Raw genomic sequence first — 19,042 nt, 5'->3', positions numbered from 1 at the left:
ATATTATGAACTAATTATCTTAGTTTAACTAGTTGACTCTGATTGAATTTAATTAATCAATGACCGCTAACTCACCAGTTAGCGGTAAATATTTAATATGGCAAAATTCGAACTTATAACCACTTTTTCAGTTTAAAGTAGATATACGGCGCCACACCTGCTAATAGCATTAATAATAGTGAAAACGGGTAACCATACTCCCATTTTAATTCAGGCATAAATTCAAAGTTCATACCATAAGCAGAAGCGACCACGGTAGGCGGTAAAAATACCACCGAAACCACTGAGAAGATCTTGATAATTCGGCTTTGCTCAATATTGATAAAACTCGTTGCAGCTTGCATTAAAAAGTTTACTTTTTGAAACAATGACTCATTATGTGGGACGAGTGATTCAATATCCCGGATTACTTCACGTGCTTGCTCTAACTGGTCAACCGGCATTTTGGCTCGACGCACTAAATAGTTAACCGCTCGCTGGCTATCCATTAAACAGAGGCGGACTTTCCAAGCCGTATCTTCCAGCTCAGCCAGTGAGGTGATCGCTTCATCATAATGCTCTTGAGCGGAACGATCCATGATAATCAAACTTAACTCTTCAAGTTCACTGTAGATATTTTCGATTTGGTCGGCTAACTGCTCTACTTTAACTTCAAACAGATCGAGTAATACTTCATAAGGATTACCGTCGTTTAAATTTTGATAACGTGAGCGCATACGATACAAGCGAAAAGCCGGTAAATCTCGTTCACGTAATGTAAATAAACGGCCATTATGTACAGTAAAAGCTACCGTTGAGTTACCGGCACGATCTTCGGCATCTTCATAAAAAAAGAAAGAGTGGACATGCAATCCTTCATTATCTTCAAAAAAACGAGCCGAGGCTTCAATATCATCCAGTTCAATACTGGTCGCTAAGTTTTGACCTAAATGTGTCAAAACAAAATCACGATCCGCTTCCTCGGGCTCAATTAAATCTATCCAAGTTGCATTTTGTATATCGCCTTCATTAATTTTTACTAATTGTTTGTTTTTTAATCCAAACGCATTAATCATAAGGCCTCCAATAAGGGAAATGTTTTATAACTTTGCATCAACAAATGGCTGGCATTATACTCGTTATAGTCAAAAATTCCTATGACTAAGCAAATTTTTCTGTAACTTTACAATTTGGAGAGAAAATTCCAATATTAAATTAAATTCGATGATGTTAATTCTGTCTCATGTTACAATAGTCACCTTAAATATTTATGCAATTTTTAGGAGTTTATAATGGCAAACCGAGGAATAAATAAAGTCATTTTAGTCGGTAACTTAGGTCAAGATCCAGAAGTTCGTTACATGCCAAATGGTAATGCTGTCGCTAATTTTAGTGTTGCAACTTCAGAATCATGGAAAGATAGACAAACAGGTGAAACCCGAGACCGAACAGAATGGCATCGCGTTGTCGTGTTTGGAAAATTAGCTGAAATTGCTGGCGAATATATCAAAAAAGGCACACAAGTTTATCTTGAAGGTCAATTACAAACTCGTAAATGGCAAGACCAATCAGGCGCCGATCGTTATACGACTGAAGTTGTAATAAACCCAATTGGCGGTACATTACAAATTTTAGGTTCACGTAACAGTGGCGATAATAGCTTTAATGACGGTTCACAAAGTTGGGGACAAAGTGCTAATAACACTTCATCTGCGCCGGCAGCACCTCGCCAAGCGGCACCAACAGCGCCAGCAGCACAACCGGCTACACCTGAGCCACCAATGGATTTTGATGACGATATTCCATTCTAATCTTATCTTTTCAAAATATTATCCTTATATTGGGCGTAAATTTACGCCCTTATATCATTTTGTATTTATTTGAATTATACTGAGTCGCAGTATGTTGATTGGATCTGTATCGATTTTATGCTGGAACTTATTCAAACTGTCGGCTTTGGTTTAATTCTTTTTATTCCTTTAACCAATCCCTTGACCACTGTAGTGCTGTTATTAGGTCTATCTGGCGATATGACCAATGAAGAACGTAATTATCAGTCTAAAATGACCTGTATTTATGTTTTTATTATTATGATTGTATCGTTTTACTGCGGCCAATTGGTGATGAATACCTTTGGTATTTCTATTCCCGGATTGCGCATAGCCGGCGGTATGATAGTTGGCATTATTGGCTTTAGAATGCTTTTCCCTCAACAACCTTCTCACAAAACACTGGAAGCCGATGCTAAGAAGAAAGAAATTTCAAATAATATTGCTTTTGTTCCTTTAGCTATTCCCAGCACGGCCGGACCGGGTACTATTGCGATGATCATCAGTATGGCATCAACCGTTAAAGGGGGCGGATATAACGTGTCTAGCTGGGTTATCTATGCCTCGTCAATACTGGTACCACTTCTCCTGTGCCTTATTCTTTGGCTTTGTATGCGTAGTGCGGGCAGTATTATGCGTTTTATGGGAAAAAGTGGCATTGAAGCCACTTCTAGAATAATGGGATTTTTACTGGTTTGTGTTGGCACACAATTTATTATTAATGGTGTAAAAGAGTTGGTAATAAACTTTCCCAATATTTAATCAACAGGTCACAGGTGCTATAAATTAGGGATATTTTTAATCATCTCTACCCGCATTAAGTAATCGTAAAGCGGTACCAGTTGCTTAAATCCTTTAATTAATTTATTGGGTAGCTCACCATTAAGTACATCTTCAATGTTATTGTTGGTTACCATTACGGCCAAATTTTTTCGGTTATACCATGTGGCAATCTTTTCATCTTGTTCTTTGATTAGTGGTCGTTTGTAGCAATCACCAACCAGCTCAAATGGCTTTTTGACGCAACGTGTCATTTTTAAAAATTTGTCGGTATCATTAATTATTTCTTCACGAAATATATCCATTGTCTGCTTTGAAGCACAATAGTATCCCAGCCCGTATTGATAGTAATCGGGGCTAATTTCAAAAAAGTAAGCTGGTGCTTCTTTCCAATCCCGATTAGGACGTTTAAAGGTTAACCATAAACGGCTACGATAGAGCGATTTATCTTTCGAAAAACGGGTATCACGATGTATACGGGATATGGTTTTACCAATCGCCGGACGTGTTTCAAACCACTCATCGATTTTCAACATGTCGGGAGTTAACTGCTCGACCAATAGTCGAAACGGTTTAACTAAATCGTTATCATAAATAGCTCGATGTTGTTCGAACCATGGTTTACTGTTGTTGATCCAAGCATCTTGTAAAAAATTGAGTCCTGCTTGAGTAAAACCGCTAAACTTTGCCATTAATTACTCCTTAAATAATGCTCTGACTTTGTCTAAATCTTCTTGCGTATCAACCCCAATTGCCGGTGCCTGTTTTGCCACTGCAACATGGATTTTTTCACCATACCACAGTACGCGAAGTTGTTCTAGCATCTCTATTTGTTCTAAGCTAGACGGTGCCCAATTGATATATTGGCGAATAAAACCGGCTCGATAAGCATAAATGCCAATATGGCGTAAGTAAAAATCGCCAATACTTTGCCTATTTACATCAGTTGCCATTTGGGCAAATCGGTCTCTTTCCCAAGGAATGGTTGCACGTGAAAAATAGAGCGCATAACCGTCTTTATCTGTCACCACTTTTACCGCTCCGGGATTAAATGCTTCTGAGGCAGATTCGATCGGTACCGCCAACGTTGCCATACCGGTTTTATATTTAACTAAATTTTCTGCTACTTGGTCGATTATCACTGGTGGTATTAATGGCTCATCACCCTGCACATTCACAATCACTTCATCATCAGCTAATTGATAGTAGTTAATGACTTCCGCTAGCCGTTCGGTGCCAGAATTATGTTTGTCGCTGGTTAAAATAACTTCTCCACCATAACTACTCACGACATCAAATACTTGCTGATGATCGGTTGCTATAATGACATTGGTTGCACCGGATTTTTTGGCTTGCTCCATAACACGAACAATCATCGGTTTGCCGTGAATATCAGCCAGGGGTTTTGCCGGTAAACGGCTCGATGCGTACCTGGCGGGAATAATGACAGTGAATTTCATAACAGAAACCTTATATTTTATCTATTCTTGAACTGACTTAGGTTGTGCAATTGGCTTAGCTTCGGATTCAAGTAGTACCGGAATTGAATCCTTTATCGGATAAGCTAGCTGATCTGTTGTACAGATCAGCTGATGATTTTCACTATCGAGTTCCAACTTACCATGACATTTCGGGCAAGCAATAGCACTAAGAAGAAGTTCTTTCATTTTTTACTCTCTGTTAAGTTTTATATCTTCTAATAGGGAATAGATTTGTTCAATCGCTTTGGCGGGGATAACCGCATCTATCGGCAGATACCACCAATTTGGTAAAGCAAATTGCTGACATTTTACCGCATCTTTTTCCGTCATTAATAACGTTTGTTGCTTGTTTGCGATATCAGCTAGTGAAGATAAAGTAAAATGTTGATGATCGGCAAAAGCTTCAGTTTTCACTAAATCGGCATTCATTTGCTTAAGCATATCAAAAAAACGTTGCGGATGACTAATTCCGGCAATGGCGCAAATATTAGTTAGTGAAGATAAAGCTTTTTTCTCTTGCGTCAGCAAATTCACCGCATACAGCGGGGTTAATTGCATGGTGTAAGTTTTAGTCGGATATTGCTGCGCTATTTGATTGCCACCTTCGCCATTTAACACAATTAAATCTACCGACTTTAACCGATTTTTGCGCTCTCTCATGGGGCCAGCCGGGATCCACCAACCATTGCCAAATAGGCGTTTAGCATCGATAACCACAACTTCAATATCACGCCCTAAGGCATAGTGTTGTAAGCCGTCATCGGTTAAAATTACATCTAATTTATAGCGATTTAATAACGCTTGCACCGCTTCCACCCGTTTCGGCGATACCGCAATCGGCACTTGAGTACGTTGATAAATCAGTACCGGTTCATCCCCAGCTTGGTCAGTTGTGATGTAGTGATCTAAGATGAGTGGATAGCTTTGAGCCTTTCCGCCATAGCCTCTTGAAACCACGCCAACTTGTAAACCTTTAGCCTTTAATGCTTCAATTAAAGCAACCACCAGCGGGGTTTTACCGTTCCCACCTACTGATAAGTTGCCAATTACCATAATTGGCACAGGTGACTTCCACGACTTTAACCAGCCAATTTGATACAATTTCCGACGCACAAAAGCAATCAAACCATACAATAAAGAAAATGGTATCAGTAACCAATAAAGTTTATTTTTACCATACCATATTTTTTCAATCATCTTTTATTATCACTTAATGATGTTAATGAAACCTGTTTTACGATTTTACCTATGTTAACTGTTTAAGGCTTTCATCGTTATTGATAGCAAGTATTTTACTCATAAATCGGTAAACTACCAAACCAATCATGATACCATTTTGGGTTTATTTGTCCCCGCATTGTTTTCATTTGCCAGGTCGAATTATTAAAAAATAGACTAATTTGCCCGGTTTTAGCTGTTACATGATAATCTAATTTTAATGTCTTATATCGTGCTGTCACTTTATCAGACGGCAATTTCCATCCATTATAGCGAGACGTCGATGCGAACGAGAGTTTAGGGTTGATGTGATACAAAAAAGGATAACTTGACGAAGTATTGCTGCCATGGTGTGGCGTTTGCAAAAAGGTCGAGGCTAGCTTATGACGATAGTTCAACACTAGTTGATACTCCTGTTTTCGCTCTAAATCGCCAGTTAACAGAACTGAAAATTGACCGTCGGTAACTTGTACAACACAAGAATCTTGATTTTGGGCATAGTCTACCAATTTTTTTGGCCATAGCACGTTAAATGTTAGGTTTTGCCAGCTAAAACTATTCCCCGCTAAACATGGGTACCGATTGGCTAACTGGTTAGAACTGCTCATTAACCATGCTTTAGGGTATCGGCGGGTGATGAACGCTAATCCTCCTATATGGTCATTATGTTGATGACTGATAATAATGCCCTCAACTGTTAATCGATGCCGCTGTAAAAAAGGGATGATAACGCGCTCAGCTGCTGAGCCAGTTTGCCACTGTGCGCCGGTATCATATAAAATAGCACCTCGCCCGTCATGAATAACTATCGCCAAGCCATGCCCCACATCTAGCATATCCAAACGCCACTGATAATTAAGCGGTTGCAATAAAGGACAGGCAAGCATTAGCAGAATAATGCCAACGGTAAGATTAAACCGGCGCCAACATTCGGTGCGAATAACTATCACCAGCAGCCAACCACTGACGCTGAGCAGATAAAAATCAGCTGGCACCATCAACCACCCCAGATTGAATTGCGCTAAACCGTAAAATAATCCGCTTAGCGATGTTTGAGCAACATACCACCACCATAATGCCAAATGAAATAAATCAAAAATACTGGCTAATAATGCGATTAAAATAGCAGGAAACGTGACTAAAGTTATACAAGGTATCGCCAGTAAATTGGTTAACAATGAAATCACACTTATCCCTTGAAAAATCAACAGTTGCATTGGCAATAACAAAACCGTTAAGCCGAACTGCAAATGCAATAATCGAAATAGATAGTAACGCTTTTTACGTCGGCTAAATTTAGGTAACGGCAGCCATTGAGATAGGAAAATTAAGCAGATCACTGCATAGCAAGATAGCCAAAAGCTTTCGGATAAAATCATAAAAGGATCAAACACTAATAATATTGCGATAATCCGATTTACCTTTTGCCATGAGGTTAAATGGTAACACCTGTAACGCAGGTAGATCCAAATCGTTAACGCCAATATGGCTCGTAATGCCGGAGGATTAAGCCCGGTAAGCCATGCATAAAATAGCGCCCCACCCCATGCAACTAATGAAATCACAATGATATTATTTCCCCGTTGAGGAATAACAAACGTCATCAGTTTGATAATAAAAAAGCTAAAGTAAAACACGATTAAAATATGCATTCCCGATATCGCCATTAAATGGGCAATACCGGTTTGCATCATCATTAATCGCTGCTGCTCAACCAACTGTGAGCGATCACCCAATACCAAAGCGAGTAAAATCCCCCGATAACTAAATAGATTAATATAGGGCAATGCCCTGTCTGCTACCGTTTGTCTGAGAGACAATTTATCGTCTAATAAATTGGCATTAATTAATTTAGCCGTTAATAAATTTTTGTTTGCCATGGCAAAACGCTGGCTATCAAATCCACCTTCATTTAAATAACCATGTACAACTCGAGTTTTAACGGTCAATTGCCAGATCTGCCCGGCTTTGGGTGTTAACCGATCGCTCCACAGCACAGATAACGGAAAAGTGGAGGATAAGTCACTATCGGCAATATCAATCACCGAAAATTTTATGTAATACGCTGAGCGCTCTGCGGAATCCAAATGAGTATCAATGGTGTCAACTTGAGCGGTCACAACTAGAGTTTTATCGATATAAGGCTCAATACTATTTAAATATTGATTGGCATATTGGGTAGACCATAAAAAGCCTAAACCTAAAACATTAATAGCTAGCAGGACATTGCCCATTTTAATAAGTCTAAACAAGCTTAAGATCACCAGTAGCGATCCGATTAAATACCACTGTTTATCAGAAGGCAGTGATGCTAAGAACATTAAGGGTAAGCAACCGACTGAAAACATGATTGCGATTAAATCAATTGAATAACTTTGCCGCATAAGCAGTGAATAACTTATCGTATAAAACGATAATCTTAATTTGTCAGCGCTTTAGTAAAACTGACAGTAGAAGTAAATGGGAGCGATGTTCCAACTTTTTTTAACAAGTTGCAGGTTTGGCTGGGTAAATTTGAGGGGATTGAGTCTTAGCTATTCGGTTATTAATCAAGGAAAGATCAATACTAAGAAACACAAAAGGGATTTGTAGGAAATTGCCATTCAAATAATCAGAAAATAAAAAGCCTTTGATGTTAATCAAAGGCTTTTTTAACACAAGAGTGTAAAGTATTATGCTTTTGCAGCATTGTTTACGCGTTCACGTAATTCTTTACCCGGTTTGAAGTGAGGAATATATTTATGTTTAACATCAACATTCCCACCTGTTCTTGGGTTTCTTGCTTTACGTGGAGCACGGTAATTTAAACTAAAACTACCAAAGCCTCGAATTTCAACACGATCGTTACTTTCCATAGCTAATGCGATCTGCTCGATGATATCTCTAACAGCATCATCAACTAGTTGCACAGGAAGGTGTGCCCGCCAGTTGACTATTTTTTCTGCTAAATCGGATCTGTTCATGGTCACTCCTAATTTGTTTATGTGGCTTAGAACTTTTACATTTTATACCACAAAAGAAAAAGAGGGCAAGCCCTCTTTACTCTTTGCATAAATATTTTTTACTCAGTTTTTGATGCAGCTTTGAATGCTTCAGCCATTGCATTAGTAAATGAAGCATCTTCTTGTGTTGCAGTGTTATTTACCGCAGCAAGCGCTTCTTTTTCGTCAGCTTCATCTTTAGCACGTACAGATAAAGAAATTGCACGAGTTTTACGATCGATGTTAACGATTTTAGCTTCAACTTCATCGCCAACTTTTAATGCTGTAGTTGCATCTTCGATACGTTCACGAGCAATATCTTGTGCTTTTAAGTAGCCTTCGATACCGTCAGCAATTTCAACTGTTGCACCTTTAGCATCAACTGCCGTTACTTTACCTTTAACAATTGTGCCTTTTTTGTAGTTAGAAGCGAAGCTGCTAAATGGATCATCTTCAAGTTGTTTGATACCTAAAGAGATACGTTCACGCTCAGCATCAACTTGTAGTACAACTGCTTCAATATCATCACCTTTCTTATAAGCTTTAACCGCTTCTTCACCTGGCATATTCCAAGAGATATCTGAAAGATGAACTAAACCGTCAATACCACCATCTAAACCGATGAAGATACCGAAATCAGTGATAGATTTGATCTTACCGCTAACTTTATCACCTTTGTTGTGTGATTCAGCAAATTGTAACCATGGGTTTGGTTTACATTGTTTAAGACCTAGAGAAATACGACGACGTTCTTCATCAATTTCAAGTACTACAACTTCAACCACATCACCTAAGCTGACAACTTTAGATGGGTGGATGTTTTTGTTAGTCCAATCCATTTCAGAAACGTGTACTAAACCTTCAACACCAGTTTCGATTTCAACGAAACAACCGTAATCAGTTAAGTTAGTCACTTTACCAGTTACTTTAGTGCCTTCTGGGTAACGTTTAGCAATTGATACCCATGGATCTTCGCCTAATTGTTTTAAGCCAAGTGATACACGTGAACGGTCTTTATCAAATTTAAGAACTTTAACAAGTAATTCTTGACCCACTTCAACCACTTCACTTGGGTGTTTAACACGTTTCCACGCCATATCAGTGATATGAAGTAAACCATCAACCCCACCAAGATCAACGAATGCACCGTAATCAGTAAGATTTTTGATAATACCTTTAACTTCAGAACCTTCTTGTAGATTTTCAAGAAGTTGTTCTCTTTCTGCGCTATTTTCAGATTCGATTACCGCACGACGTGATACAACAACGTTGTTGCGTTTTTGATCTAATTTAATAACTTTTAATTCGATTTCTTTATTTTCGATATGAGAAGTATCGCGTAATGGGCGAACATCAACAAGCGAACCTGGAAGGAACGCACGCACGCCATTAAGATCAACCGTAAAGCCACCTTTAACTTTACCATTGATAACACCTAAAACTGTTGCAGCATCTTCAACTGCTTTTTCTAATGTCAGCCACGCTTCATGGCGTTTAGCTTTTTCACGAGATAGAATTGTTTCACCAAAGCCGTCTTCAATTGAGTCAAGTACAACGTCAACAACGTCGCCAACTTGAACTTCTAATTCGCCTTGGGCATTTTTAAACTGCTCTACTGGAATGGCGGATTCAGATTTTAAACCAGCATCAACTAAAACAACATCTTTGTCGATTGCAACGACAGTACCACGGATCATATTACCAGAACGAGTGTCTAGTTGATTTAAAGACTCTTCAAAGAGTTGAGCAAAAGATTCAGTCATATTTATATACTTAAGTTAAAATTAACGTCCACATCACTTCATGTTTTGTGGGGTTGTTTATGATACTCCACCTATATCCTTATAATGGAGCTATGTTCACACTGTAAGATCGTTTACAATGCAAGTTTTTCGTTTATATACGTAATAGATTGATTGAAAACATCTTGAATAGAAAGCGATGTAGTATCAATTATTAGTGCATCTATTGCCGGTTTTAATGGCGCAACAGCCCGATTACGATCACGCTGGTCACGCGCAGTGATTTCCTGCAAAATTTCGGCGAATTTAGCATGATTTTGCTTATCTTGCAACTGTTTCATCCTTCTTTCTGCTCTTGATTGGGCACTTGCATCAAGAAAAATTTTAACCGGGGCATCAGTAAAAACCACTGTACCCATATCTCGACCGTCGGCAACCAGACCCGGCGCCTGTCTAAAATCCCGTTGCCGCTGTAATAGAGCTTGTCTGACTTCCTCAATAGCTGCCACTTGCGAAGCGGCACCACCGGTTTGTTCAGTGCGAATCTCTTTTGATACATCAAGCCCATTTAAAAGCACTTTGACTTCATTACCCGTGCTGTCAAAGGTTAACGGTAAAGTTAACGCCAGTTGAGCAAGTGAACGTTTGTCATCTAGTGCAATATTTTGTTTAAGTGCCGACAGCGCTAATACCCGATAAATCGCACCGGAATCTAACAGATGCCATTTGAAGTGATTGGCTAACGCTTGGCATAAGGTGCCCTTTCCAACACCACTTGGACCATCAACAGCGATAACAGGGATGATTTTATTCATATTAATATTCGCTCAATCGTTTAAATTGTTCAAAATAATCAGGGAATGTTTTCATTGTGCATTTTGGGTCTAAAATTGTCACAGGGCTATCGGATAACGCCACTAACGAAAAGCACATTGCCATACGATGATCATTATAAGTTTTAATTTCAGCATGCGTTAAAGATTTAGGCGGCACAATAGTGATATAATCATGACCTTCTTCAACTTCTGCCCCAACTTTACGTAGTTCGGTTGACATAGCAGATAAGCGATCAGTTTCTTTAACTCGCCAGTTATAAATATTGCGGATAGTGGTTGCCCCTTTGGCAAAAAGCGCTGTGGTAGCAATGGTCATTGCTGCATCAGGAATATGGTTCATATCCATATCAATACCATTAAGCTCATTACAACTACACTCAATATAATCATCCGCCCACGTCACTTTAGCGCCCATTTTTTCTAATACATGGGCGAATTGAGTATCGCCTTGTAGGCTCTTTTTACCAATACCAGTGACCCGCACCGTTCCGCCTTTTATTGCAGCGGCGGCGAGGAAGTAAGAAGCGGATGATGCATCACCTTCAACTAAATATTGACCGGGTGATTGATATGTCTGATTACCTTTGATAACAAATTTTTGATAGTTATTATTTGTTACTGTTACCCCAAAAATCGCCATCATTTTAATTGTAATATCAATGTAAGGTTTGGATACCAACTCGCCTTTAATGGTAATTTCAGTATCATTTGGCGCCAACGGTGCAGCCATTAATAACGCCGTTAAAAATTGACTGGAAACAGAGCCGTCAACTTCAATGCTGCCGCCGCTAAAACCACCATGAATATGCAGTGGTGGATAGCCTTCATTTTCCAGATAATCAATTTTGGCGCCACCTTGACGTAGTGCATCAACCAGATGACCGATTGGGCGCTCTTTCATACGTGGTTCGCCAGTGAGAATAATATTATTCTCCGCTAAACATAACGCTGCTGTAAGTGGGCGCATAGCTGTGCCGGCATTGCCTAAAAACAGCTCTAATGCTTCACCGGAATGCAATTTACCGCCAATGCCTTGAATATCACAAATCGTTCGGTCATGGGATAATTGAAAGTTAACCTTTAATGCCGATAACGCATCAAGCATATAACGTACATCATCACTATCAAGTAAGTTGGTTAAACGGGTGTTGCCTTTGCTCAAAGCAGATAGTAATAACGCACGATTTGATACACTTTTAGAACCGGGCAGATTGATCGTGCCACTGAATTTTTTTATGGGCTGTAATGTTAAAGATAACATAATGACTCTCTTAAATATCTTGGATAATTCTTTAAAATTTTTCTAAGGTCGCTTTCAATAGATCGATAGCCTGTTGATCTTTAGCGCTATCTTGCCACAACTTATCAAATAATAAACGATAACGTTTAATTGCATCATAAGATGAAGTAATGGAAGCAATACCAGTTGTCACATTTGGCAATTCACCTAACCGAAACGGGCTTATCGCCAGCGATATCGGGTTATCGTTTTGATAAAAGATTTGAAAGGTGATCGACGGTATAGCATGCTGCGTAATAGCAATAGTTGGCGCATAAGATTGCTGTTCTAGTAAAGCAATGAGATGATAAACTTCTTCACGAGCTAATAACATCCTTTCTGACTTTCTACCCGGCGAAAGATTTAAATTGCCAACCAAACCAATATGTAAAAATCGTTCCACATTGCGTAAGCTAATTAAATTAATTACCTTCGGTACAGATTGATAAAACTGAGTTTTACGATCTTTTAGTATCGATAATGTGGTGGCATATTTTTGCAAATCAAGGGTTTGACTTGATTCGCCTAACATCATAGTTAAATGAGAAAGATAGTTTGGCGACGTCAATAAAAATGAGAAAGGATCAAAATGGGAGTAAATATGGGTTGATTGCTCTTCTAACTGGCGCATCCGTTCGAAAAAACCTTCGCCACTGGAGTAATACTCAGTATCTATCCCCAGTAAACTTGCTAAAGAAGTCTGTAATAAATTGGCCAGACGCTCTAAGGTTTCGATCTTAACAATTTCACCTTTTTCAAGCCGATATACCGCCGCTCTTGATATTCTGAGACTTTCAGCCACATCTTCAGCACGAAGAGAGGCGGCAATACGATAAGCTCGTAGACGCTGCCCAATAGCACAATAATCAATCGATCCAGTAATCATATTTCACTCAAACTATTTGAATTTTGGCAGTGTATCACAAGGTGATAACATTGCCAATTTTAAGCGAAGATGTTTCAGATTTTATCTGCGTTTGGGCTGATTACTCCATTAAGGCTTTTTGTAGTGCTGCGGCATTTTCATATTCAGTAAATTCCTTAATCGCAACTTTAGGTTTAGCTGCATCGTTACTGTTACCCAGTACTTGTGAGGCTAACACAAAGCCATTTGGTTCAATGATCGAATGTCGATAAAAATCGATTAAATCTTGCTGAGTCACCTTTTTCAATAGCTCAATTCTTTTATTTCTAGAATCGAAGGTAAATCGGGAGTTTCGATAATCTGATGAATAAAGATTAAGCTCTTCTTCCAGTGTTTGCGGTGGCATAGTCAGTTCATCGAGCACCGCTTTTTTGTATTGCTCGATATCCTGCGTTGTTAAGGCCTCTAACTTACTTAACATAGTCGGATATAACGCTTGATAACGTTTAAGCAAATAAGCGGTATCATACTGATTGCTTTGTACAATAAAACCTAATCCTAACGAATCGCCAACATAGACCGGAACGGCAAAAACTGCATAACCGAGTTGCTCATTAGTTCGTAACTGGTCATAAAACCATGGGGCAATAATTTTTGAGAGTGTGTAACTTAAAATGCCACTATTAATGCGATCATAACCCGCAGGAATATAACTCATTAATAAAGCATTATCAGAGCTTTTCGCTTGCTGAGTGATTTGCGCAAGTAATGGCTTTTTAATGACCAAATTGCTAAACGGCGTAAATTCGACATCTCCCGCTAAATCTTTTTGAATGGAATGATAAAGATCAAGTGAGTCTTGATTAGACAAATTGCCTAAACTGAGCATATAGAGCACTGAATGAGTCATCAACTTATCACGATAAGCGATAATGTCCTCACGAGTGATATTTTGCGTGATTTGGCGCTGTTCACTACGCTCAATATAATGTGGCAAATCCGATAGCCCATTTAATGGTTCAACCGCTAATCTTAAACTTCTGACGTGATCTAATTTATCTAACTTTTCAAGATACCATGATTTAGCTAACGCTAAGCTCTGATCATCAATGGCCACATTCCGATATCGATTAACAATGGTGGTTACCATTTCGGGTAAGTGCTGACTAAAACCGCTGGCTTTAATTAACAAACCGTTATCATAATCGGTTGATAATGACATGCCCGCCACACTAGCTTGAAATTGCAACTGATCCAAATCACGACCCACAATATAGTCTAACAGATCAAAAGCGACATCCGATTTAGCATCGCTAAATGCCTGATTGTTACGTAATGAAAGCAAAATAGCCGCTTTAGGCTCATTAGCAAAATATTTGCTGGCAAAATGGATAAAGTTACCACGTTTGCTAAATTCAGCCGGCAGTACTTGAGCGCTATTATTTTCAGAAATTGAAAAATCGTCCGGAATATAAGTATTTAATGCCGGCAAACTAAACGTATAGTGCGCACCTAAAGTTGCCCATTGCGATTTTTGCTCATCGGTAATATTTTTAATCTTATAAGGCGCATCTAAAAAATAGGCCGTTTTATCGGTAGATTGATTCGGTGAAATCACCCAAAGTCTTAAGTTATCCGGCGTTAAAGTCTGTAATCGTTGCGCAATAGCAGATTTATCAAATCGCTCAGCGATATAATCCGAATTTAACACGTGCGCTGTCGGATAGACCAGCATTTGATCCGATAGCCATTCCACATAAGACATATCACGTTCAATTGTTTGATATTTAAACTGCAATGCTAAAACTTTTTTCAGTTCATCATAATAAACCTGCGAAATTCCCTCTTTTTGGATTAAGTGCAAATAGTTAAAAATCGCGCCGATGACTTCATCTTTTTGTAAAAGACCTTCATCGGTCAAACTGACATTGATACTAAAAATACCACTATTACCAAATCGGGTAGGATCAAAAGAGGTATTGATACCTTCAATCAAGCCCTGTTTTTGTAACTGGGCAGAAAGAGTATTTGGGCTACTATTACTGACTAAATAGGCGATATACTCATCACTTTTATCAGCAAATTCGGCCAAATTGTTTTCCATAGGAAACTGTAACAGCAGCAATTTTTTCGGTTGTGCCGGCACCATGTCAATCTGTTTACTTACGCTATCAGATGTCATAGCCGATACATCAACTCGAGGGGCGATAATATTTTTATTGGGAATACGACCAAAGGTCTCTTTGGCTATCTTAGATAATTGGCTCATATCTTGGCTACTGTAGATGATGCCGACCATAATATTTGCCGAATAGTAATTATTATGAAAGCCAACTAATGCAGTTTGCAATTTACTGTTGCCTTTATCACTTAATGTTTCTAAATTTCCGCCAGAAAATTGCGCAGACGGATGAAGAGGATTAATGGTTTCTGCATTAACCTGCTCTATTCTAAATCCGTCGTTCGAACGCCCCATTGTCATTTCCGCATTGACGGCGTTTCGCTCTTTATCGGCAAATTTAGGATCTAAGTTTGGCTCAGCAATCGCATCCGCTAAATAGTCTAAGGCTTTATCAAACGCACTATTTTCAACCTCAAAATAAAATGCAGTGCGGTTTGCTGTTGTGCTGGCATTGTATTTACCGGCATGGCGATTTAAGAATTCGGAAAAACTCGCCGGCTGTGGGTATTTTTTTGAGCCCATTAAGACCATATGTTCGGTATAATGCGCTAGACCTTGTTGATCCTTCGGATCTTGCAATGAGCCAACCGGCAATGCTAAAGAACCCAGCGATTTTACCGCTTTAGGATCGGAAACGAGCAATACTCGCATTTTATTATCAAGTTCAATAACTTGATATTGGCGATCATCGCGTTCACTTTGTTGTACTTTTTCGTATGATATTGATTTTGTCATATTTTTATCTACAGCAAAGGCGGTATTAAAACTCATAACGCTTAATACCGTAATAACTATCAGGTTAAATTTCATCTTATCCATACCCGTTTTTATCCAAAAAAACCATTATATGTCGAACTTATAAAATAAAGCTAAAAGAAAATACCTATACATAAAGTTATAGCAACTTATGTGGAACGTATTGATAACTATTTGATGATTTTTTAATTTGCTTTAGATGCTGACAGGTAACAAACTGATTAAAGTCAATCAAATCATCATTTAAGGAAGGTAAAAACGTAATGAGTGTATCACAGATAACCAATAATACAAATTAACTAAAACAATATAATAAAAAAGAGCTGAACAGATCAGCTCTCATTTGGAAGTAGTGTGTAAGTTACGGGTTTAAGCGTAAATTAATGTTCACGAGTTTTTCTAAATTCAATATCCGGATAACGCTCTTGAGTCAGATTTAAATTGACCATACTTGGCGCAATATATGACAAGTTGTCGCCACCGTCTAATGCCAGATTTTGTTCGCATTTACGCTTGAACTCTTCTAATTTTTTCGCATCGGCGCATTCAACCCAACGAGCGGTGGTGACATTCACCGGCTCATAAATGGCTTCAACGTTATATTCTGATTTTAAGCGAGCAACCACCACATCAAATTGCAGTACCCCAACTGCGCCAACAATTAAATCGTTATTAGCAATTGGACGGAAAACCTGCACCGCACCTTCTTCAGATAATTGCACTAGCCCTTTTAATAACTGTTTCTGTTTTAATGGATCTTTTAAGCGGATACGGCGAAATAGTTCCGGAGCAAAATTAGGAATACCGGTAAATTTAAGATCTTCCCCTTGAGTAAACGTGTCACCGATTTGAATGGTACCATGATTGTGTAAACCAATAATATCACCGGCATAAGCTTGCTCAACATGATCACGATCGCCGGCCATAAACGTTAATGCATCAGAGATATTGACATCTTTAGCAATACGAACATGACGTAGTTTCATGCCCTTTTCATATTTACCCGACACAATGCGCATAAATGCTACCCGATCACGATGTTTAGGATCCATATTCGCTTGAATCTTAAACACAAAACCAGTAAATTTTTCCTCGCTTGCTTTGACTTCACGTTTATCCGTTTGCCGAGGTTGTGGCGCCGGTGCCCAAGCAGTTAAACCGTCGAGCATATGATCAACGCCAAAATTACCTAATGCGGTACCAAAGAAGACCGGAGTTAAATCGCCGGATAAAAACGCCTCTAAATCAAACTCATTTGACGCACCTTGCACCAGTTCAAGTTCATCCCGCAATTGCTGAGCTAAATCCTCGCCAACCGCTGAATCTAGCTCAGGATTAGCTAATCCTTTGATTATGCGTACTTCTTGAATAGTGTGACCTTGACCGGATTGGTAAAGATAGGTTTCATCTTTCGCTAAATGATAGACACCTTTAAATAATTTACCACAACCTATCGGCCAGGTAATTGGTGCACACATAATGTTGAGTTCACTTTCAACCTCATCGAGCAGTTCCATAGGATCACGAATATCACGGTCAAGTTTATTCATAAAAGTGAGAATCGGTGTATTACGTAATCGGGTCACTTCCATAAGTTTACGGGTACGATCCTCAACCCCTTTTGCCGCATCAATTACCATTAAACAGCTGTCAACAGCGGTTAAGGTTCGATAAGTATCTTCAGAAAAGTCTTCGTGTCCGGGGGTATCAAGTAAATTGACTAAACAGTCATTATAGGGAAATTGCATTACTGAAGTTGTAATTGAAATCCCACGCTGTTTTTCCATTTCCATCCAGTCAGATTTAGCATGCTGCGCATTAGCACCTCGACCTTTTACCGTTCCGGCAGTTTGGATAGCGTGACCGAATAACAACACCTTTTCCGTAATGGTGGTTTTACCCGCATCCGGGTGAGAGATGATCGCAAAAGTGCGACGAGTATTTACTTGATCTAAATAAGCTTGTTCTGTCATAAAGTTTACTGTGTCAACCAACAAAAATAATCGGCTATTTTAACAGGTATCGCTATACATTGCTATTTAAGTTGTTTATCTTATTTGCCTTATTACGCTATCTATGCATAATAATTGCATTGCGAGAAAATCATCCATTAGCATCACTGTGTTGACAAGATGTTTCAGATTTACCTAACGTTTTAGTATAAAACGGAATAAACAATGAATATTCGTGACTTAAAGTTATACTTACATTTATGTGAAACTTGCCATTTTGGTATGACCGCTGACGCTATGCACGTTAGCCCTTCGACCTTATCCAGACAGATTCAACGGTTGGAAGAGCACTTTGGTCATCCGCTGTTTATTCGTGATAACCGTCAAGTACAAATTACCGCTGAGGGTGAAAAAGTTAAACGTTATGCTCAGCAGATGATTAACTTACATCAGCAACTTAGACTAGAATTAGATCAAAGTAAACATCAGCTAGTGGGTGAACTGACACTTTTTTGCTCAGTCACCGCCGCCTATAGCCATCTACCCGAAATCCTCGATAGATTTCGTATTAACTACCCTTTAGTGGAAATTAAATTATCAACCGGCGATGCGGCGGATGCAGTTGAAAAAATACAATCCAACCAAGCTGATTTAGCCATTGCCGGTAAACCAAAACAACTACCGTCCGGAGTTGAATTTTTAAAGTTTGGTGAAATAGACATGGTGCTACTTATCCCGAAACTCAATAGTTCATTTAGCGATAAGCTTCATCAAAAAGTCCCCGACTGGCATCACATTCCGTTTATTTTACCGGAACATGGGCCCAGTCGGCACCGCATTGACTTATGGTTTAAACAGCAAAAAATTACCAGCCCCAAAATCTATGCGACTGTCTCAGGCCATGAAGCCATTGTCTCTATGGTCGCGTTAGGTTGTGGTGTGGCACTGTTACCGAAAGTGGTTATGGATAATAGCCCGGAAAGAGTCAGAGAACGAATCATCGAATGGTCAACCAATTTAATGGAACCTTTTGATATAGGCATCTGTGTGCAAAAAAGGCGGTTATCTGAAAAGATTATTGCAGCCTTTTGGGCACTTTGTAACTTAAATTTACCACAAAATCAGTAAAATATTGTGTATAATTAATAGATTGAATCCCTTA

At 39.0% G+C, this 19,042-nt stretch carries 16 protein-coding genes; 3 read left to right on the top strand and 13 right to left on the bottom strand.

Going from position 1 to position 19,042, the window contains the following annotated elements; all coding sequences use genetic code 11:
- Window positions 1-113: 113 nt before the first annotated feature.
- Window positions 114-1,055: a magnesium/cobalt transporter CorA gene (corA, locus tag GYM74_RS04490; protein ID WP_220219293.1), complete on the bottom strand. Its 942-nt coding sequence runs from the start codon at window positions 1,053-1,055 to the stop codon at window positions 114-116.
- Window positions 1,056-1,271: 216 nt separating this feature from the next.
- Here corA and GYM74_RS04485 point away from each other — a divergent pair, with 216 nt between their 5' ends.
- Together GYM74_RS04485 and GYM74_RS04480 are read left to right on the top strand one after the other, a co-directional pair.
- A complete protein-coding gene (locus tag GYM74_RS04485) occupies window positions 1,272-1,790 on the top strand; it encodes a single-stranded DNA-binding protein (RefSeq protein ID WP_220219292.1) in 519 nt (172 codons plus the stop codon).
- A gap of 117 nt (window positions 1,791-1,907) precedes the next feature.
- The gene (locus GYM74_RS04480) at window positions 1,908-2,570 is read left to right on the top strand and encodes a MarC family NAAT transporter (protein WP_220219624.1); all 663 of its coding nucleotides are present in this window, start codon (window positions 1,908-1,910) and stop codon (window positions 2,568-2,570) included.
- Window positions 2,571-2,587: 17 nt separating this feature from the next.
- On the opposite strand, the gene GYM74_RS04475 is transcribed toward GYM74_RS04480, so the two are convergent.
- The 12 genes from GYM74_RS04475 to prfC form a co-directional block, all read right to left on the bottom strand.
- Window positions 2,588-3,280, bottom strand: coding sequence for a DUF2461 domain-containing protein (locus GYM74_RS04475; protein ID WP_220219291.1), 693 nt, complete (start codon window positions 3,278-3,280; stop codon window positions 2,588-2,590).
- A gap of 3 nt (window positions 3,281-3,283) precedes the next feature.
- Window positions 3,284-4,048: a 3-deoxy-manno-octulosonate cytidylyltransferase gene (gene kdsB / locus GYM74_RS04470; protein WP_220219290.1), complete on the bottom strand. Its 765-nt coding sequence runs from the start codon at window positions 4,046-4,048 to the stop codon at window positions 3,284-3,286.
- Window positions 4,049-4,069: 21 nt separating this feature from the next.
- Window positions 4,070-4,255: a Trm112 family protein gene (locus GYM74_RS04465; RefSeq protein WP_220219289.1), complete on the bottom strand. Its 186-nt coding sequence runs from the start codon at window positions 4,253-4,255 to the stop codon at window positions 4,070-4,072.
- A 3-nt stretch (window positions 4,256-4,258) separates the two neighbouring features.
- Window positions 4,259-5,266, bottom strand: a complete 1,008-nt coding sequence (gene lpxK / locus GYM74_RS04460) for a tetraacyldisaccharide 4'-kinase (protein WP_220219288.1) — start codon at window positions 5,264-5,266, stop codon at window positions 4,259-4,261.
- Window positions 5,267-5,361: 95 nt separating this feature from the next.
- Window positions 5,362-7,671, bottom strand: coding sequence for a DNA internalization-related competence protein ComEC/Rec2 (locus GYM74_RS04455; RefSeq protein WP_220219287.1), 2,310 nt, complete (start codon window positions 7,669-7,671; stop codon window positions 5,362-5,364).
- A gap of 288 nt (window positions 7,672-7,959) precedes the next feature.
- On the bottom strand, window positions 7,960-8,250 hold the full coding sequence (gene ihfB / locus GYM74_RS04450; protein ID WP_220219286.1) for an integration host factor subunit beta: 291 nt from the start codon (window positions 8,248-8,250) through the stop codon (window positions 7,960-7,962).
- 98 nt (window positions 8,251-8,348) lie between these two features.
- Window positions 8,349-10,031, bottom strand: coding sequence for a 30S ribosomal protein S1 (gene rpsA / locus GYM74_RS04445; RefSeq protein WP_220219285.1), 1,683 nt, complete (start codon window positions 10,029-10,031; stop codon window positions 8,349-8,351).
- A 113-nt stretch (window positions 10,032-10,144) separates the two neighbouring features.
- Window positions 10,145-10,825, bottom strand: coding sequence for a (d)CMP kinase (cmk, locus tag GYM74_RS04440; RefSeq protein ID WP_220219284.1), 681 nt, complete (start codon window positions 10,823-10,825; stop codon window positions 10,145-10,147).
- A gap of 1 nt (window position 10,826) precedes the next feature.
- Entirely contained in the window at window positions 10,827-12,107 is a 1,281-nt protein-coding gene (gene aroA, locus GYM74_RS04435) for a 3-phosphoshikimate 1-carboxyvinyltransferase (protein WP_220219283.1), read from the bottom strand.
- Between the two features lie 31 nt (window positions 12,108-12,138).
- Complete coding sequence (locus GYM74_RS04430) at window positions 12,139-13,011, bottom strand: helix-turn-helix domain-containing protein (protein ID WP_220219282.1); 873 nt, start codon at window positions 13,009-13,011, stop codon at window positions 12,139-12,141.
- 100 nt (window positions 13,012-13,111) lie between these two features.
- Window positions 13,112-15,991 (bottom strand): pitrilysin, encoded by a 2,880-nt coding sequence (gene ptrA / locus GYM74_RS04425; protein WP_220219281.1) that lies wholly within the window; start codon window positions 15,989-15,991, stop codon window positions 13,112-13,114.
- Between the two features lie 317 nt (window positions 15,992-16,308).
- Window positions 16,309-17,901, bottom strand: a complete 1,593-nt coding sequence (gene prfC / locus GYM74_RS04420; protein WP_220219280.1) for a peptide chain release factor 3 — start codon at window positions 17,899-17,901, stop codon at window positions 16,309-16,311.
- A gap of 204 nt (window positions 17,902-18,105) precedes the next feature.
- Between prfC and ilvY the strand changes: the two genes are divergently transcribed.
- The gene (ilvY, locus tag GYM74_RS04415; RefSeq protein ID WP_220219279.1) at window positions 18,106-19,008 is read left to right on the top strand and encodes an HTH-type transcriptional activator IlvY; all 903 of its coding nucleotides are present in this window, start codon (window positions 18,106-18,108) and stop codon (window positions 19,006-19,008) included.
- Window positions 19,009-19,042: the final 34 nt, after the last annotated feature.

It is taken from the genome of Gilliamella sp. ESL0405 (assembly GCF_019469205.1).
In the GTDB taxonomy this organism is placed as follows: domain Bacteria; phylum Pseudomonadota; class Gammaproteobacteria; order Enterobacterales; family Orbaceae; genus Gilliamella.
Note: the sequence above shows the minus strand (reverse complement) of the source record. Positions and strands in the feature narration are given on the sequence as shown.

Bases quoted from the DNA above. Each gene is read 5' to 3' on its own strand.
- corA (WP_220219293.1), bottom strand. From the start codon at position 1,055: ATGATTAATGCGTTTGGATTAAAAAACAAACAATTAGTAAAAATTAAT.
- GYM74_RS04485 (WP_220219292.1), top strand. From the start codon at position 1,272: ATGGCAAACCGAGGAATAAATAAAGTCATTTTAGTCGGTAACTTAGGT.
- GYM74_RS04480 (WP_220219624.1), top strand. From the start codon at position 1,908: ATGCTGGAACTTATTCAAACTGTCGGCTTTGGTTTAATTCTTTTTATT.
- GYM74_RS04475 (WP_220219291.1), bottom strand. From the start codon at position 3,280: ATGGCAAAGTTTAGCGGTTTTACTCAAGCAGGACTCAATTTTTTACAA.
- kdsB (WP_220219290.1), bottom strand. From the start codon at position 4,048: ATGAAATTCACTGTCATTATTCCCGCCAGGTACGCATCGAGCCGTTTA.
- GYM74_RS04465 (WP_220219289.1), bottom strand. From the start codon at position 4,255: ATGAAAGAACTTCTTCTTAGTGCTATTGCTTGCCCGAAATGTCATGGT.
- lpxK (WP_220219288.1), bottom strand. From the start codon at position 5,266: ATGATTGAAAAAATATGGTATGGTAAAAATAAACTTTATTGGTTACTG.
- GYM74_RS04455 (WP_220219287.1), bottom strand. From the start codon at position 7,671: ATGCGGCAAAGTTATTCAATTGATTTAATCGCAATCATGTTTTCAGTC.
- ihfB (WP_220219286.1), bottom strand. From the start codon at position 8,250: ATGAACAGATCCGATTTAGCAGAAAAAATAGTCAACTGGCGGGCACAC.
- rpsA (WP_220219285.1), bottom strand. From the start codon at position 10,031: ATGACTGAATCTTTTGCTCAACTCTTTGAAGAGTCTTTAAATCAACTA.
- cmk (WP_220219284.1), bottom strand. From the start codon at position 10,825: ATGAATAAAATCATCCCTGTTATCGCTGTTGATGGTCCAAGTGGTGTT.
- aroA (WP_220219283.1), bottom strand. From the start codon at position 12,107: ATGTTATCTTTAACATTACAGCCCATAAAAAAATTCAGTGGCACGATC.
- GYM74_RS04430 (WP_220219282.1), bottom strand. From the start codon at position 13,011: ATGATTACTGGATCGATTGATTATTGTGCTATTGGGCAGCGTCTACGA.
- ptrA (WP_220219281.1), bottom strand. From the start codon at position 15,991: ATGGATAAGATGAAATTTAACCTGATAGTTATTACGGTATTAAGCGTT.
- prfC (WP_220219280.1), bottom strand. From the start codon at position 17,901: ATGACAGAACAAGCTTATTTAGATCAAGTAAATACTCGTCGCACTTTT.
- ilvY (WP_220219279.1), top strand. From the start codon at position 18,106: ATGAATATTCGTGACTTAAAGTTATACTTACATTTATGTGAAACTTGC.